The organism is Halobacteriovorax sp. GFR8, from assembly GCF_050955245.1.
In the GTDB taxonomy this organism is placed as follows: domain Bacteria; phylum Bdellovibrionota; class Bacteriovoracia; order Bacteriovoracales; family Bacteriovoracaceae; genus Halobacteriovorax_A.
In genome coordinates this window covers 299,794-316,310 of sequence record NZ_JBPBLR010000002.1, presented here as the reverse complement: position 1 = coordinate 316,310, position 16,517 = coordinate 299,794, and the positions used below count along the sequence as shown (strand labels likewise).

Here is a 16,517-nt window from a genome sequence, read left to right as displayed (position 1 = left end):
GTAATAATGGAACAGGAAGTTGCAAAAGAAGCCCCAAACCTATCTCTAGGTAAGTACCTACAAAAGGCCAGAGATAAGAAAGATCTAAGTATTGAAGCAGTAAGCAGACATACTAGAATCAATCTAACTAACCTTTCGGCCCTTGAAGCGGATGATGTCGAGAGACTACCTAATATCGCTTATGTGAGAGGGTTTGTTAAAACACTCGCTAAAACTTATGACATTGATGCTGATGAAGCCACAAGAAAGCTAGAAGAGCTTTACGGCGAAGTCGCGCCTGAGAAATCTCAACCTCTTGAAGCAGAGGAGTTCCCTCAGGCCAATGTTGAAAAGAAACAAGATCTTGTAAAACAAGAAGTTCAGATTTCAGATTCATTAAAATATAAGTTACTTGGCGTTGTGGCAGCATTTTCAATTGGTATCTTTATTTACATCAATCTCGATAAATCAAAAGAAGTCGACACAGGTGAAGATACTAAGGAAGTGGTTGTTGAGGCCCAGGTGCTAGATGAAAGCACACCTATGCAAGAGACGGCCGTAGATGAAACGACAGAAGAAGTTGTGGCCGAAGAAACTCCAGCTCAAGTGGTTGAAGAAAAGAAGCCTGAAGTAGTTGTTAAGGAAGAAGTAAAAGAAGAAAAAGAAGAAAAACCAGCGGAAGAAAAGGAAAAAGAACTTAACTTCTACAACCTACCTTCCCCTCTCTTTGCTTTCAAAGATATCTCTGAAGAAGAGAAAAATGAAATCATCCCTGCTAATATCAGAGCGGCTTTTGAAGAAGGTAAACAAAATATTTTCCTTAAAGCAATGACTGGTGACTCTTGGATTGTTTATCAAAGTGACAATGACCCAATTAAGAAGTTCACTCTAAAAGAAGGACGCTACCTACTAATCAAGGGTGACCAAGTTCTACTTCGTCTTGGAAATATCGATGCCTTAAATGTTTTCTATAATGGGGAGCTACTTGGAATGTCTTCACGCTCTGGCGTTAAAAGTTTAGTTTTTCCTGTTGAGATCGCAAAAGATCATAAACTACCGCTTTTTATTTTTGATAAAAACGGTGGTGTCCAAACTTCTAAGCAATACTTAGAAGAAAAAGAAAATTCTCAAAACTAAGAATTCCAATCTAATTTTTTATAATAACTAATTCCGATAGCTCCTGTGATTACCGCTGGTAAGAACAGGACTAGAGGGATTGGGACATTATTCTTCTTTGCCAAAGACACCCCTGAGAAATAAAGTGCATAGTAGATAATCGTCACAAGAAGGGCCAGAGCACTTGTATTTCGAGTTGCACCACGTCCCTTCTTTACACCGAAGACAAAACCTAGAAGAGCAAAAATAATACATTGAATAGGAATCGTATAACGTCCCCAATACTCAATGCTCCCCTTTCTTATATCATCTTCAAGATTATCTTTGATTCTTTTCGTCTTAGCTTTCTTAAGCTGGCCATTCAATTTCCTAATATGCCTTCTAAGTTCATTAGATGACATCATGCTGGCCTTATTAACAGTCGAGAAGCTCTGACTGGTAACAATTGGATACTCATATGTTTCAAAAAGAATTTTTTCTATCTCATGGCCTTCTTTATCAATTGAAATAATACTGCCATTAAAGAAGTCGAATCGAATATTGAGGCCAACTGAGTCTCCATCAACTTTCGGCTTATTTAGAACTCCTCTTTTGGCCATAATCACTTTATCAACATTATCCTTTGATGAGATCCTTAAGAATACATTTTCTAGAACCTTCCCTTCATCTTTTACATCTTCAGCAAATAGAATGACTCCAGGAATTTCAGTAAAGAATTGTTCCTTTTTAATGTCCGTAAGAATTCCCTTTGAACCAAGTTGCTTAAAAGTATTTCTAAAAATCTTCTTAGATGTCGGGATCATATTCGTATTCAGAGATACAACCGAAGCAGCAATTAGAATTGAAATAATGAAAAAAGGAGAAAAGATTCGATGCTTATTGATTCCCATGGCCCTTAGAGCAACAATTTCAGAGTCTTCACTTAATTTATTTAGTGTATAAATCATGGCAAAGAGAATCGACAGTGGAGTCGCCATTGGGATGAAACTAATTGAAATATGGCCAAGTATTTCTAGGAATTGCAAAATTCCTACACCTTTTTTCGTCACAAGCCTCATGAATCTGAATAATTGTGTCGTTAAGAGGAAGGCAACAAAGAATGTAAGACTCATCGCAAAGGGTACAATAAAATTTGACGCAAGGTATCTTTGAAATATCTTCGTTGGGATTAAATCTTTGATCTTTTTGACTGCGTCCATGAAAACCCTTGCCGACTTTTGTCATACTTTGTCTTTTTGTATACTTACTGTTAGTTTATACCCTCTTAAATCACTTTGAAACCCCCTTTTAAGGAGCAAATATGAAATTCACTTTGAATTTAAATTCTAAAGAAAGTTCAAGTGCTGATTGCTATGTAATCGGTGCTTACTCGACAATGACAAAAAAAGGTAAAAAAGAAGTTGCAACTGTAGCACTTACAGGTTGGCCAAAAGAGCTTAAGGCTACTTTTGAATCAATGAGCAGCTCAGAAGACTACACTGGTGCGAAAGGAACAACTTACTCTTTCAACCACTACGGAAGTGACGTTTTAGTTGTTGGTCTTGGTGATAAGACTAAAGTTACAACTGAAGATATTAGAAAAGAGCTAGCAAAAGCTTATAAAGCTGTTTCTAAGTACAAGAAAGTAGCTGTAGCATTTGATACTTTCACTTACAAGACTAAGAAAGAAGAGTCTCTTGCAATTCTAGTAGAAGCTTTCGAAATGACAGCATATAAGTTTGATAAGTACCTTTCAGACTCAAAGCCAGCAAAGCTTAAAGAAGTAATCATCGATACTGCGGAAAAAGCAGCTAAGAAGAAAGACTTTGATAAAGCTATCAAAAACGCACAAATCGTTGCTGAGTCTGTAAACGTTGCACGTGACTTCGTAAACGAGCCACCAAACGTTCTACGTTCAACTGAATACGCTAAGCGTGTTAAGAAAGACGTTGAAGGTATGGCCGGTGTTAAGTGTAAGATCATGGGTAGAAAAGAACTTAAGAAAGAAAAAATGGATCTTTTCCTATCTGTTAACGACGGTTCTGCATTTGATGCTCAACTAGTTCACCTAACTTACACTCCTTCAAAAGCAACTAAGAATACTAAGCACATCGCTTTCGTAGGAAAGGGACTTGTTTTTGATACTGGTGGATATTCACTGAAGCCAGGTGGGTCAATGATGAATATGAAGTTTGATATGGCCGGTTCTGCAACTGTATACGCTGCATTTAGAGCTGCTGCTAAAATGAAACTTCCAGTTAAAATCACTTGTATCCTAGGTATGACTGATAACGCTGTTAACTCTAAAGCAACAATGCCAGACTCAATTGTAAAAGCTAGAAATGGTAAAACAGTTGAAATTTTAAACACTGATGCTGAAGGACGTTTAGTTCTTGCTGACTGTCTAGACTATGCTTGTGATCAAAAACCAGATGCAATCATCGACGCTGCAACTCTTACAGGTGCATGTCTAATGGCACTTGGAACTGAAGTTTGTGGTCTTATGTCAAATGACAAGAAACTTGCTTCTAGCCTTCTTAAGGCTGCTGATTCAGCAGATGAGTATATGTGGGAACTTCCAATTATCCCTGAGTGGCAAAAAGATATGAAAGGGACGATTTCAGACCTTAAGAATATCGGTGGTTCACGTTGGGGTGGAACAGCTAAAGCTGCAGCATTCTTACAAGAATTCATTAAAAATGACATTGCTTGGGCACACCTTGATATCGCAGGTGTTGGTGACTCTCAATCTCACCTTCCATACTGTCCACCAAAAGGTGCTTCAGGAACTGTGATTAGATCTCTTGTTGAGTACTTAAAGCAAAACTAAGAAGTCATCCCAGTGAGTAGTAACGCAATTTTTAACATTGTTCTATATGCGCCAGATATTCCCGGTAACACCGGGAGTATTGGGCGTACTTGCATCGCTCTTGGCGCAAGACTAGTCCTTATTAAACCTTATGGTTTTGATCTTTCAGAGAAGGCCGTAAGACGAGCAGGTCTTGATTACTGGAAACACGTTGAAGTTGCCGAATACGAAAACTGGGAAGAATTTCTTGAAAATGAAAAGCCGCAAGAAGAAGATCTATTCTTCTACACAAAGACTGCCAAGGAAAACCACTTCTATGGACGAGGCTACTCTAAGGGTTGTTACTTAGTCTTTGGTTCCGAAACGAAAGGGCTACCAAAGCATATTTTTGATAGCTACCCTAATCGTTTATTTTGTCTTCCGATGTTTTCAGAACATGTGAGATCGTTGAATCTCTCAAATGTGGCCACTGCCGTAGCCTACGAAGCCTTAAGAGTTATTCAATACTAGAATTGGTATCCCGCTCCTAAAGTTATGCGATACTGATCAAGCTTAATATCTTGATTTGCAATCTCAAGACTTCCATCAGCTAAATAATCAAAAGCAAGAGTTATATCCATTCCAGCTTCGCGATAACCAAAGTCCACAGAAGTATAAACTTGCTCAGATGTAGAGTTATTAATCTCAAGTTTTCTATAATCAATTCCGGGAGTTACATATAGGTATTTTGTATAAAGGACTTCAAGATCAAAGTTAAACTTCATTCTCTTATAGTCACCTGCCTCGTAACCATTTTCTCCTGACTCATACTCAAAATCAGTATCAAATTCTAAGTTACTATACTTTCTTGTTCCACCAATAAAGAATTCTTTACGAGTTCCACGATTAAGCTCTTGGCTCTTCGTCTTAACACTTAAACCAGCTTCTGCAGAAAGAACCTCATCTAAGTATCCACCGGCAAGAGTTAAGTCTGCATAGTAACCATGTCTTTGTGAGTTTGGTTTTACATACTTATAGGCACCACCAAAACTTACGCGGTTAATATTAAACATTGTTGAAGCTTCAACTTCAAAAGTATTAATATTCTTATTTTGCATATCTCTTTCAATATTTCGATAACCGAAACCAAAAGATACTAAATCAACAGGTCTAAATCCCATTAGAAGTACGGCCTCTCTATTATGACCAACTTCTGTAATGATTGGTCTAGTCTGAGCGAAACCGACATTGTCGTTATAAGAAAACTCCGTCGAAAATACGCGATTTCCAAAAGCACCATTGATATCAAAGTCAGAGCTATCTAGTGTATCAATATCTTGAATCTCAGCACTTCCACCTTCGAATTGAGTATTAAAAAATTGTCTGCGGTCGTTTGCTACTGCCATTGAAGAACTGTGTCTCGTTTTACCATCCTTAGAGATTTCAGGCATAACTCGGTTTGCAAATGCAGTTGATGATAATAGTAGTGATAGTGCAAAAATTTGTTTTTTCATATCCCCTCTTAAACATGTTTTATTTATTCTAGAGGATATAAAAAGGGAGGTCAAAGCCTCCCTCGTATTTAGAAAAAGTAAACAGCGTTTACTTTTAGGTTTAGATCACCACCTAGGAAAAAATCAACACCTACAGTTGCGTCAATTTTATCCTTACGGTAGCCGAAATCACCTGAAACAGCTAAGTTATCGAATTCAAAATCATAATCCACGATATCCCACATAACACCTGGAGTTACGTAATATTGATCCTTCACTAAAAATTCTGCATCACCAGTAAGTGAGACAATATTATCAGAGAAAATATTTAGGCCATCAGTCGATGAAATAGAGATATCTGCATCGTATTCAATTTGATCAACGATCATTGTTAAACCACCAAAAAGAGTTAACGTATCATCACGTCCTAGATCATCTGATGATAATGAATAAGTCATTCCCGCTTCCCAAGTCATCTTCTTATTCACTTGACCAATACCAGCAGTCGCAGAAAGATAGCTTCCATCAACAATTACTAAGTCTTGAGAGTTATAAGTTACAGAACCACCAACAATGAAGTCATTCCATTTTGTTGAAGCAGCAAGTTCAACGGCCATATCTTTTGCATCAGAATCAAAGCTACTAAAGTCAATTCCAAGTCCGAGTGCTAAGTCATTTGATAGCTTCATCCCACCTTTTGCATTTATTGAATTATGGCCATCACCAAAATCGACAACGCCTTCTGCCGAGTAATTCTTAAAAGAGTACGCACCAAACGCCGCCAGTCCTGAAGTATCTTCAGTGTCTTCAATCATAGCACCTGCAAATTTTCTCTGTTGAGTCGAAACTGCAATTGCAGAGTTATTTAGAGTTTTTCCATCACGTGAAGTTTCAGGAACAATTGTGTTCGCCGCTGCTGTTAAAGAAACTGTTGATAATAAAATAGTACTTAATGTTTTTTTCAAAATTACTCCCTTAATTTTAATAACTTGAAAAAAGAATTATAAGGAAAGTTTGAAATAAAAAAAGGGAGGTCAAAGCCTCCCCGTCCACATATAAAATTTATAAATAAATCTTAGAATGAGTATCCAACATTTAGATTAAAACCTAGTCCATCGACATCAACACCTTCTAGCTCTCCTGTTGAGTAACTAAGACCAAAAGTTGTATCTAGACCATTAGCTCTATAACCAAAATCTGATTTCACACCAAGAATAGACGTATCAGCATCAGCAGCTTTAGGAAGAGTCGTTCCCATAAATTCAACACCTGGAGTGATATAGAAAGTTGGACCCACTAAGAATTCTGCATCAAGAGAGATTTCAAGTTGAGAATAGTCGTTGTCTGTTGCACGATTTTGTAAGTAATCACCATATTCATAAGATAGTGATCCATCTAATTCAACATCATTAACAATCATTGTCCCATTAGCAAACACACCAAGGCGAGTATCTGCTAAAACAGCGTCATTACCTTTCGTTGTATATTGAATTCCTGTTTCCCAAGATACTCCCTTATCTTGCTTACCAAAAGCAAGAGTTAGAACAGTATAATCTCCTTCAGTTGTAGGAGTATCAACCATATGGTGAGCAAGTGATGCACCTAGAGTAGTTCCATTAACAACAATTGTTCCACCAGCTTCAATAACAGTGTCATCAACTGTTTCAGTTAGCTCATCTACAGTTAGCCCTAAACCAAGAGTCAGATTTCCTCCAGCTCTAAATCCCATTAATAAATTTAGTTCAGCAAGATCTTGCTCCGATCCCATAGCTTCCATTTTATTTTTGTCGAAAGAGCCTTCAAAAGAAAATGTATCAGTTGAAGCCGCACCAAAAAGATTTAAGTTTGTAATATCAACATCAATTGATGGAGTCGTGTCAGTTTCTAGAGATTGAGAAATATATTGGCCAGCGATGAAGCTTCTCTTTTCTTGAGAAACAGCAAGTACTGAAGTGTTTCTTGTTTTACCATCACGTGAAATTTCTGGCATTAATACATTAGCGTATGCCGATGTCGAAAGTGCTGTAAGCGCAACCGCACTAATAAACTTCTTCAAATCTTCCTCCTTGAAGCAATAAAATAAATATTAAGATTTATTATACTGTAAAAAGTCTTAATTAAAACAAATATCCAACATTTAGTGACCAACCAAGGCCATCATAATCGATATCGTTCTCCTCACCGACGAAGACATAGCTTGCACCGATTGTTGCATCTAGTCTTTTTGTGCGATAACCGAAATCAGTCTTTAATCTAACGTCAGAAGTATCACTTGAAACACCTGGTGCGTTTTCTGCAGAATAATTAATTCCCGGAGTAATATAGAAGTTTGACCCTACTAAGAATTCAGCATCAAATTCAAAAGAAAGTGCATTAAAGTTATTTCCATCTGAGCTATTATCTTCATCTTTTAGGTAATTTCCGAATTCGTATGTGAAGCTACCATCAATTTCAATGCCGTTAACAACTTTTGTCATCCCACTAAAAAGAGTAAAACGCTTTCCTGTTGTTAAATCATCAGAGCCTTCTGTCATTAATTGAACACCTGCTTCAACACTATTCTTAGCATCTTGCTGACCGAAGCCTGCACTTAGAACAAAGAATCCACCTTTTGCGGCAGAAGTTTTATTTTCAACATATTCAACAGAGCCACCTAAAACCTTGTCATTTACTTTAAGACTCCCTCCAGCAGCAATTACGCTTTCATCTGTTGAAATATCTAATTCAGACTTTGTGTAACCAAGCCCTAAAGTAAGCTTCTTATTTACTTGGTATCCACCTAGAAATGAGAAATTAGTTGCATGGTTTTTTGCACCTTCCATATTATAAGTAGGAATATCCAAATTTAACTGGCCACTAAAGCCATTCGTCGAAAATCCACCCCAAACACCTGGAGAGCTTTGTTTAATTTTAACTGCTGGAGTCGTGTCACTTTCCACACTTAAGTATTCATACTTAGCTGCCGCAAAATTTCTTTTTTCTTGTGAGACTGCAATGACAGACGTGTTTAAAGTTTTACGATCACGTGAGATCTCAGGGAGGATAAAATTTGCAGATACATTAGTACTTATAAGTGAAATTACACTTAGACATAAGATTTTTTTCGACTTCAACTTGAACTCCTAGGGCGTATGAATATTGTAATTGATTATACAAAGAGAAAAGGGAGATGAAAATCTCCCTTTTTATGTTAACAAATTGATTGTTATCAGATTTTTAAAATAAGTATGCGACGTTAACTTTCCATGCCATTTCATCGTAATCAACAGTTCCGACTTCCCCAATAACCGCATAATCAACACCAAAAGTTGCATCAAAATTATTCATACGATATCTAAAGTCAGCAGAAAGATCGAGTTGTTTAGTATCTGTTCCATCATTGTCGATAAGTGTATATTCAATCCCCGGTGCAATAAAGAACATCTTATGAAGCATGAATTCAGCATCAAAATTTAAATGAAATTGAGAGTAGTCACCACCTGCTGTTGTGTAGTCACCTGTTGTGTAGTCAATATCACCATCAAGTTCCGTGTTATTTAGTACCGTTGTCATACCAGCAAAGATTTTAGTACGAGTTGGAGACTTAATATCATCATCTTTTTCTTCAAGATCAAATTGAAGTCCAGCTTCCCAAGACATATTATCCTTATTTGATCCAAGGCCTAAAATGATACGATTATGAGAACCATCAACTGTTCCATTATCTTCATCCACAAGACTGAATGAACCACCAATAATTAAGTCATTCATATTAAATGAAGCAGCTATTTCAATTACAGAATCTTCATTATCTGGATCGGTATCAATCATTTGGTAACCAAGCCCTAATGCAAAGTTTTTATTTAGTCTAAAGCCAGCTTTTACATCATAGGTCGTACTATCGTTATCTGTAGCACCTGTATCAATATTCCCAAAAATTAAGTCAGCTTCAATCGATACCATGTCATTTGACCAACCACCGTAAAAGTCAAAATTAGTTGTATCAATATCACCACCACTATCAGGCTCTAAATTTGATGAGTTGTATTCAGCTGCAACAAAAGTTCTCATCTCTTGAGTTACTGCTATTGTTGAATTATTTTTAGTTTTTCCATCACGTGACGTTTCGGGAACAATCGTATTAGCAAACGCTGTTGTTGTGAGCCCAACAAGAGTTGCGGCCATAAAGATTTTATTCATTTCTTCCTCCATTAAATTTGTATATGCAAATTTTCAACTAAGAAGAAAAAAATAAAAACTTAAATTAATTAAAGAAAGGAGGATTTGAAGGTATGTGGCATCCGCTCCTGCGTTTTTTTCCAACAAATGACATTCAATAATGAGCTACTTAATTTTGCAAAGACTGTACCCGAAGGCTCCCTTCGTGGTCGCCTCTGGGTTGAATTACGTCATCCGCTCCTGCGGATGGCCGCAAACAAAAAGGGAGGCATAAGCCTCCCTTCCCATATATTCAAAATTTAAAAGATTAAATTAGAATAGGTAAGCTACGTTAACTTTCCAAGCCATTCCGTCGAAGTCAACATTGCTTGACTCACCAGCAACTGTATAATCAATACCAAAAGTAGCATCGATTTTGTTAGCTCTGTAACCAAAGTCAGCTGAAAGATCAAACTTAGTAGTTTCTGCACCATCTGCATCTTCATTTGAGTAAGCAAGACCTGGAGTGATGTAGAACATTTTCCCTACTAGGAATTCTGCATCAAAGTCAATTGTGTATTTAGTGTAATCACCACCAGCAACAGTGTTGTCACCTGTAGTATAAGTAATATCACCATCAAATTCGATGTTGTTGATAACTTTAGTTGCTCCAGCAAATAGCTTAGTTCTTGAAGCCGATGTGATATCATCATCTTTCTCTTCAAGATCAAATACTAGACCTGCTTCCCAAGACATGTTGTTTGCATTTGAACCAACACCAAGAGTTAGTCTATTGTGTGAACCATCAGTAGTTCCGTTATCTTCAGATACGATTGCAAATGAAGCACCGATTACTAGGTCATTCATATTGTATGAACCAGCGATTTCGATAGTTGAATCTTCTGAATTTGGATCAGTATCTTCCATAGTGTAACCAAGACCTAGACCAAATTGCTTGTTGATTCTGTATGCGGCTTGTACACCGTAAGTATTTACATCTGTATCATTGTCATCAGCCATGTTAAGGTCTGCTTCAACAGAGAACATTTTGTTTGACCATGCACCGTAAAGGTTCATGTTTGTTACTTCATCTTTATTAGCTGGTGTTGTATCTGTTTCTAGGTCTGTTGAGTTGTACTCACCAGCTACGAAAGTTCTCATTTCACCAGTTGTAGCGATAACTGAAGCGTTTTTAGTTTTTCCATCACGTGAAGTTTCTGGAACGATTGTGTTTGCAAATGCTGCAGAAGAAAGTACTGCCATTGCGATAATACCTGTCATTTTTTTCAAAACTTACTCCTTGTTTTGTTTTATTTAAACTAGCGTTCTAGTTCGATTTTAAAAAATAATTTACTAAATTATACCCTTTTTGTTTTTGTGTGCAATTTTTTTTTACTTTTTTTTAAGAAAGGCCGTGGTTACACTTCCACGGCCTTCTGTATATATTCAAAAATTTAATTAGAAGTTGTACTTCATTGCAACTCTTGAATCAGTGTCTTCACCGTTTGTACCAGTGTAAACATCAATATCAACTGTTTTATAAGTTAAAGTAGCACCTACAGCAACTCTTGTTGTGTTTTCAAAAGAAGTATCACCATTTGTGTAAGAACCATTATAGTTAGCAACAACAGCTGATGCTAAAATATTAGTTGGTCCACCTGTAGCATTTGCAAGGTCAGTAGATTTTGCATTTGAGTAAACAGATTGAGAAACAGAACCTCTTAGAGTTAACCAATCAGTTGCTTTAGTTTCTGCACCAACGATAACTGGAAGATTCATTGTTTCTAGCTTTGCTTTTCCTGGAACAGCATTAACTTCAACATTGATCATTTGGAATGCAGTTCTTACGAATACCATTCCACCTTCAACTTTATACTCTTTACCTGCACCAAGGTCTAAACGAGAAAGATCTCCATCCTCAGCTCCTACACCTCTTTCTTGGTCCCAAGAAAATGTTTTATATGAACCGTAGAATTTAGTGTCTTTATTGATTGTGTAAGAACCTCCAACTTGAACACCAAGAGTTCCATCAAACTTATTACCAGATAGTTGGTTTTTAGACTCAGACATAAGAGATACGTTAGCGTATGCATCCCAGTTGTCTTTGTTAACACCAAGCTTAACTGCCATAGCTTCGTCTTCCATTTTATTATTTGTAGTTCCATCGATTGATGTAACATTTCTATCCGAAGAAGCGTAAATGAAAGCTGCACCCCAGTTAACACCAGCTTTTCCACCAATAAAAAGTTCTAGTTGATTATCTGATGAAGCTAAGTAGTTTGTTGTAGCAGCTGGAGCTGATGCAAGAATTCTTAGAGATGTAGAAATATTTGATTCATTACCTAGGTAAAGACCATAAGTGAAGTTCCCCATTTTCTTAAAGAAACCACCCATTGCTTTTGGGTCACCATCAGTATCAAGAGTTGCTGATCCAGAACCAATTCCTTCTGCACCGTACTCAAGTACAACCATATCTCCGTAGTTGTTCACAAATGAAGCGTTAGTAAAGATATAACGATCATCCATTGTGTAGTAGTTGTCTTCAACTTCATCACCAAGAGCAAGAAGTCTTGCTTTTGTTGCGTAAGCGCTTGTACTTAAAAGTGCTAGCGTAGCTGCTCCTAAAAATACCTTTTTCATATTCCTCTCCTTGAGTGAGTAAAATCCTTGAGTTTAATTATTAAACTCTTCTAAAAAATGTTAGTTCTTAAATTTTCAAAGGAGATGGGATGAATGTCAACACCCCGAAATTGCTAAAGAATTCGTAATTCCGGGGTTTGTATAAGTATTTTTTATTTTATCTTTGCTTGGACGGCCATTCCACGTGCAAGGAATTTTGACGACATCCAGGAATCTACGAATGTAGTATTTTTTGTCGCCGCCTGCTTCAAAGGAGCGTTGAAACTAAAGAATATTAGATGATCTTCATTTAGAGTTCCATCTGCAATTGAAGAATCGTCAATATCTGGACAATAAGAATAATCTCTTAAAACCACGCGCTCCTTTGACTTATTCTCATCAAAAGCGTCAAAATTCTTAGCTAGGTTTTTCTTCAAAAGATTGATTTTTTTAGAAATATCTTCTTCCGTGCTCTCTTCTTTATCGACAAAAGTAACAAATTTGGCCGTTTGAGCATAACCTTCACTCTCTGAATCACAAATTTCACCAATAAAATGTCCCCAATCGTGAGTAAAAGAAAGAGGAAAGAAGTAAGTCTGTTCTTGATCTTCTTCCTTAGTAATTTTCTCTTCAAGATCTAAGTGAACATATAAAGAACACGGTGTAGTCGTGCTTTCACAGAATTCGATAAACTCACTAGAAAGCGTTTTCTTATCTTGGAAAAGCTCTAAAAATTTTGATGGTGACTCTCCCCAATAAAGATTTTCACATTCAATAATTAACCCATTTGTTAGGCATACTTTCCAGAAGGCCTGATCAATAAGTTCTTCAGGAGTTGTACGGAAAATTTCTTTGATTCTAAGGCCATAACTATTCTCTTTGATTCTTTCAAGAAGCCCTTCTTTATTAAGAGATGGAAGAATTTCAGATGGTGACAATTGAATATGATTATCAATATAACTCTCTTCTCCCCAAAGTAGTGGCATTGGCTTTGTACGTGAGCCAAAGGCATGAAACTTTGAGTCTTTATAAAAACAAGAGCTACTAATTTGAGCTTCTTCAACGAGCCCTAATTCTTTGAAGATTGAGATATTTTCTTCACCGCGAATTAATGATGGCCCCATAAGTTTGAAATTATCTTCAGTAATTTCTTCCTCTGATAGAAGCTTCACACTTGTCGCATCTAAGTTATTTAAATGGTCAAATAAGTCGATAGCAAAGATATCATTTCCAACAATTAAGTTTTTAATAAATGTCTTCTCTTCTTGTTTAACTTCGACTTTTTTAAGCTTTAGAATATCGCTATAGGCCATGGTACCAAATTCCTTGTGTTGTGTTTGGCAATACAATAGCTTATTTTTTTTGGAATTTAAATAGCGAAACCACGCATTAAAGCGTGGTTTCAGGTATTTTCACTATTTTTTTCTTACATTTTTTTAGATTATTTAATGACGAGTCTGTCACCTGCTCTAATTTGTCTCTTCTTAATGATCTTTAAGTTAGAAACGATTAGGGTATCAAGGCTAACTCCAGTCTTTCGTGATACTGACCATAAAGAGTCACCACGTTGAACTGTATAGTACTTTGTTGGATTACTAATTTTCTTTCCACGCTGTTTAGCTAGGCGAATACGATTGCGATACTTTCTCTTTCTCACAACTGACTTACGTGGCTTATCGTAAAGATCAGCATACATATTATCTTTCTTACTCTGACCGATTCTAAAAGGCAGTGTCACATATGACCCACGCTTCACTCTAGAACGATGTGATTTGTAATCATTGTTTAGCCAAGTAAGAACTTCTTTATCTTTAATTTTAAACTTTCTTGCAACATCATCAAGACGAGTTCTCTTTCCTCTTACGCGGTACTTCTGAAAAACATCCTGACTTGCAACGTAGTTCTTCTGTGTACAACAAGCGGCCCACTGCTCTCTTTTTCCAACTGGAACTCTTAGCGTATAAGTCTTATGAGTTGGCGGTGTAAACCATCTTTGAATCTCAGGGTTTAGATAATGTAGATCATCAAATTCAACATTTAGATCTTTTGCAATTTCAAATAAATCAGCTCCACCAGGAACAGAAATCTCTTGAAAGTCTAAAGGCTCATGCCAATCGATTTCTTCAAAACCAAATGACTTAAGGTTCTTTCCAATGATAGCGAGGGCCATAATTTTTGGAACATAGTTTTTTGTTTCTGGCTTAAGGTAGCGTCCCTTTCTAATTTTCCAAAAGTTCTTTGTACGGTATCGGCGAATCGCACGAGACATCTTCCCTTCACCAGCATTATATGAAGCAGCGGCAAGTTCCCAAGAACCAAATTGGTTAAATAACTTTCTTAAATATTTCGATGCTGCATATGAAGATTTAATTGGGTCACGTCTTTCGTCAACGTACCAATTAACTTCAAGTCCATAACGACGTCCTGTGTATGGCATGAACTGCCAAGGGCCAACTGCTTTTGCCCATGACTTTGCCTTCGTTTGAAAACCTGACTCTGCCATTGCTAAGAAAATTAAATCCTGTGGAAGTCCGTTGTCTTTTAATACTTTTGAAAGAATTGGTGCATACCTTCCAGCTCTCGCAGAATATCTTTCAAAGAAGCCACGGCCACGAGTTGTAAAATACTTAATCCATTTCTTAACAGCAGCATTGTAAACAACAGGGATGTCAAAATAATTATTTTCAAGATTTAAGTGCTCAGCTCCATATAGGAAGTAAGTCTTAAGTTCGTGAGATGTCGGATGTTCGATCTTTGCAGACCCAACAATTTGATCACTTGAAAACTCTGCACCGTGCTTAGCACTTCGTGCAATGATCTTTTCTTCTGAGAACTCCGCATCAGCTTCGATTTCAGCATCTGTCTCAACTATTTCAGAAATGTCCTTCGGGCTCGGGACATCTTTCTCAACAGAGATACATGAAAAGAGCAGTTGGGAGGCTATCAGTAAAATTAATCCATTAATTCTCATCGATCATCCTTAACTATATATGTATATTCAGCGTTCATAAATATAAGAGAACCCTAAATTTAGGGTTCTCATATTTTTTCAAATTGTAGTGTCTGAGTCAACGAGGAAAAGATTTTTTCGGTTAAGTTACGTACTAAAATCAATACTTTGTATTGTTTACTCTTTATTTTTCAGCATTGAGTCAACAACAACTGTTCCCATGGCATCACCAAATACGTTAACAGCAGTTCTGAACATGTCCAAAATTCTATCAACGGCCAGGATAAGACCGATCCCCTCAATTGGAAGACCAACGGCCGAAAGAACAATCGACATTGTAATGAGTCCAGCTCCAGGAATCGCTGCAGCACCAATGGCCGCTAGAGAAGCTGTCATAAAAATAATAATTTGTTGTGTAAGACCTAAGTCATAGCCATAAGCTTGTGCAATAAAGATGGCCGCGACTGATTCGTATAAGGCCGTCCCATCCATATTAACAGTTGCACCAAGAGGTAGAACAAACTTAGCAGTGTCCTTATCAACTCCAAGGTTCTCTTCAACATTCATCATCGTAATCGGTAGAGTTGCCGCTGAAGAAGCCGTTGAGAATGCCGTAATAATAGCTGGTCCAATACCCTTAATAATTTCAAGGGGAGATGTCTTACTACGAATACTACCTACCATAAGAAGGAAGATACCATGACAAATAAGACCTAGAATTACAGTAACCATATATTTTGAAAGTGAAACAATTGCGCCAAATCCAGATTTAGCAAGAACACCTGTCATTAGGACGAAGATCCCATAAGGAGCTAAGCTCATCACACCCATCGTTAGCTTATTTGAAAGGGCCTCAAGAGCGCCAACAACTTTAACAAAAGGTTCACTATCTTTTGGAATAAATAATGCTGTCATCCCCATTAAAATTGAGAAGACAATTACTTGAAGGATATTTCCATCGGCCATTGAACCAAATGGATTAGTAGGAATAGCACCTAAAAGAACTTCTTTAATTGAAGCAAATAGTGATGCCCAACCACCAGAGCTACTTGCAACCTTAGACTGCATCGCTTCTGATAAACCTTGTACACCGGCGGCTCCAAGATCTGCTCCAACACCAGGGTTGATTAGGTTTACGAAGATAATACCAAATAAAACCGCAATACATGTTGTCACGAAATAGTATGCAACGGCCCTTACACCCATTCTTCCTAAAGATTCAGGTGTACCTAAATGATACATGGCCATAAAGATAGAAGAGAAAACAAGAGGGATAATCACCATTTTTAAAAGGGAGATAAAGGCATCTCCGATAGGAGAAATAAATTTTACGTATTCACCCTTTCCAAAATAATGTAACAGAAGACCCAAAATTAATCCGAGCACCATTGCAATACCAATTTTCTGCGCTTCCTTCTTTGCTGCTGGTTGCATTAAATTCCCCTTTTAACTATAA

The 16,517-nt window shown here is 37.1% G+C and carries 14 protein-coding genes; 3 read left to right on the top strand and 11 right to left on the bottom strand.

The window, feature by feature from the left end; all coding sequences use genetic code 11:
- Positions 1–6: 6 nt before the first annotated feature.
- Positions 7–1,116, top strand: coding sequence for a helix-turn-helix domain-containing protein (locus ACRXC1_RS02060; protein WP_433656116.1), 1,110 nt, complete (start codon positions 7–9; stop codon positions 1,114–1,116).
- Here the strand turns inward: ACRXC1_RS02060 and ACRXC1_RS02055 are convergent.
- On the bottom strand, positions 1,113–2,294 hold the full coding sequence (locus ACRXC1_RS02055) for an LptF/LptG family permease (RefSeq protein WP_433656114.1): 1,182 nt from the start codon (positions 2,292–2,294) through the stop codon (positions 1,113–1,115). The genes ACRXC1_RS02060 and ACRXC1_RS02055 overlap by 4 nt on opposite strands.
- 101 nt (positions 2,295–2,395) lie before the next feature.
- Between ACRXC1_RS02055 and ACRXC1_RS02050 the strand changes: the two genes are divergently transcribed.
- The gene (locus ACRXC1_RS02050; protein ID WP_433656112.1) at positions 2,396–3,904 is read left to right on the top strand and encodes a leucyl aminopeptidase; all 1,509 of its coding nucleotides are present in this window, start codon (positions 2,396–2,398) and stop codon (positions 3,902–3,904) included.
- 12 nt (positions 3,905–3,916) lie between these two features.
- Positions 3,917–4,393, top strand: coding sequence for a tRNA (cytidine(34)-2'-O)-methyltransferase (locus tag ACRXC1_RS02045; protein ID WP_433656110.1), 477 nt, complete (start codon positions 3,917–3,919; stop codon positions 4,391–4,393).
- On the opposite strand, the gene ACRXC1_RS02040 is transcribed toward ACRXC1_RS02045, so the two are convergent.
- From ACRXC1_RS02040 to ACRXC1_RS01995, 10 genes are all read right to left on the bottom strand, one after another.
- A complete protein-coding gene (locus ACRXC1_RS02040; RefSeq protein WP_433656108.1) occupies positions 4,390–5,376 on the bottom strand; it encodes a hypothetical protein in 987 nt (328 codons plus the stop codon). The two genes, ACRXC1_RS02045 and ACRXC1_RS02040, sit on opposite strands and share 4 nt — an antisense overlap.
- Before the next feature lie 68 nt (positions 5,377–5,444).
- Positions 5,445–6,320 (bottom strand): hypothetical protein, encoded by an 876-nt coding sequence (locus tag ACRXC1_RS02035; RefSeq protein ID WP_433656106.1) that lies wholly within the window; start codon positions 6,318–6,320, stop codon positions 5,445–5,447.
- Between the two features lie 110 nt (positions 6,321–6,430).
- Positions 6,431–7,411, bottom strand: coding sequence for a hypothetical protein (locus ACRXC1_RS02030; RefSeq protein ID WP_433656104.1), 981 nt, complete (start codon positions 7,409–7,411; stop codon positions 6,431–6,433).
- Positions 7,412–7,472: 61 nt separating this feature from the next.
- The gene (locus ACRXC1_RS02025; protein WP_433656102.1) at positions 7,473–8,468 is read right to left on the bottom strand and encodes a hypothetical protein; all 996 of its coding nucleotides are present in this window, start codon (positions 8,466–8,468) and stop codon (positions 7,473–7,475) included.
- A 103-nt stretch (positions 8,469–8,571) separates the two neighbouring features.
- Positions 8,572–9,534, bottom strand: a complete 963-nt coding sequence (locus ACRXC1_RS02020) for a hypothetical protein (RefSeq protein WP_433656100.1) — start codon at positions 9,532–9,534, stop codon at positions 8,572–8,574.
- 291 nt (positions 9,535–9,825) lie between these two features.
- Positions 9,826–10,773, bottom strand: a complete 948-nt coding sequence (locus tag ACRXC1_RS02015) for a hypothetical protein (RefSeq protein ID WP_433659894.1) — start codon at positions 10,771–10,773, stop codon at positions 9,826–9,828.
- 177 nt (positions 10,774–10,950) lie between these two features.
- The gene (locus ACRXC1_RS02010; RefSeq protein WP_433656098.1) at positions 10,951–12,132 is read right to left on the bottom strand and encodes a hypothetical protein; all 1,182 of its coding nucleotides are present in this window, start codon (positions 12,130–12,132) and stop codon (positions 10,951–10,953) included.
- Positions 12,133–12,284: 152 nt separating this feature from the next.
- Entirely contained in the window at positions 12,285–13,424 is a 1,140-nt protein-coding gene (locus ACRXC1_RS02005) for a hypothetical protein (protein WP_392910086.1), read from the bottom strand.
- Between the two features lie 128 nt (positions 13,425–13,552).
- Complete coding sequence (locus tag ACRXC1_RS02000; protein ID WP_392910084.1) at positions 13,553–15,082, bottom strand: lytic transglycosylase domain-containing protein; 1,530 nt, start codon at positions 15,080–15,082, stop codon at positions 13,553–13,555.
- Positions 15,083–15,238: 156 nt separating this feature from the next.
- Positions 15,239–16,495 carry a dicarboxylate/amino acid:cation symporter gene (locus ACRXC1_RS01995; protein ID WP_433656095.1) on the bottom strand — a complete coding sequence of 419 codons (1,257 nt, stop codon included), beginning with the start codon at positions 16,493–16,495 and terminating at the stop codon, positions 15,239–15,241.
- Positions 16,496–16,517 lie beyond the last annotated feature (22 nt).

Coding starts and splice junctions, on each gene's coding strand:
- ACRXC1_RS02060 (WP_433656116.1), top strand. CDS start 7: ATGGAACAGGAAGTTGCAAAAGAAGCCCCAAACCTATCTCTAGGTAAG.
- ACRXC1_RS02055 (WP_433656114.1), bottom strand. CDS start 2,294: ATGGACGCAGTCAAAAAGATCAAAGATTTAATCCCAACGAAGATATTT.
- ACRXC1_RS02050 (WP_433656112.1), top strand. CDS start 2,396: ATGAAATTCACTTTGAATTTAAATTCTAAAGAAAGTTCAAGTGCTGAT.
- ACRXC1_RS02040 (WP_433656108.1), bottom strand. CDS start 5,376: ATGAAAAAACAAATTTTTGCACTATCACTACTATTATCATCAACTGCA.
- ACRXC1_RS02020 (WP_433656100.1), bottom strand. CDS start 9,534: ATGAATAAAATCTTTATGGCCGCAACTCTTGTTGGGCTCACAACAACA.
- ACRXC1_RS02015 (WP_433659894.1), bottom strand. CDS start 10,773: ATGACAGGTATTATCGCAATGGCAGTACTTTCTTCTGCAGCATTTGCA.
- ACRXC1_RS02010 (WP_433656098.1), bottom strand. CDS start 12,132: ATGAAAAAGGTATTTTTAGGAGCAGCTACGCTAGCACTTTTAAGTACA.
- ACRXC1_RS02005 (WP_392910086.1), bottom strand. CDS start 13,424: ATGGCCTATAGCGATATTCTAAAGCTTAAAAAAGTCGAAGTTAAACAA.
- ACRXC1_RS02000 (WP_392910084.1), bottom strand. CDS start 15,082: ATGAGAATTAATGGATTAATTTTACTGATAGCCTCCCAACTGCTCTTT.
- ACRXC1_RS01995 (WP_433656095.1), bottom strand. CDS start 16,495: ATGCAACCAGCAGCAAAGAAGGAAGCGCAGAAAATTGGTATTGCAATG.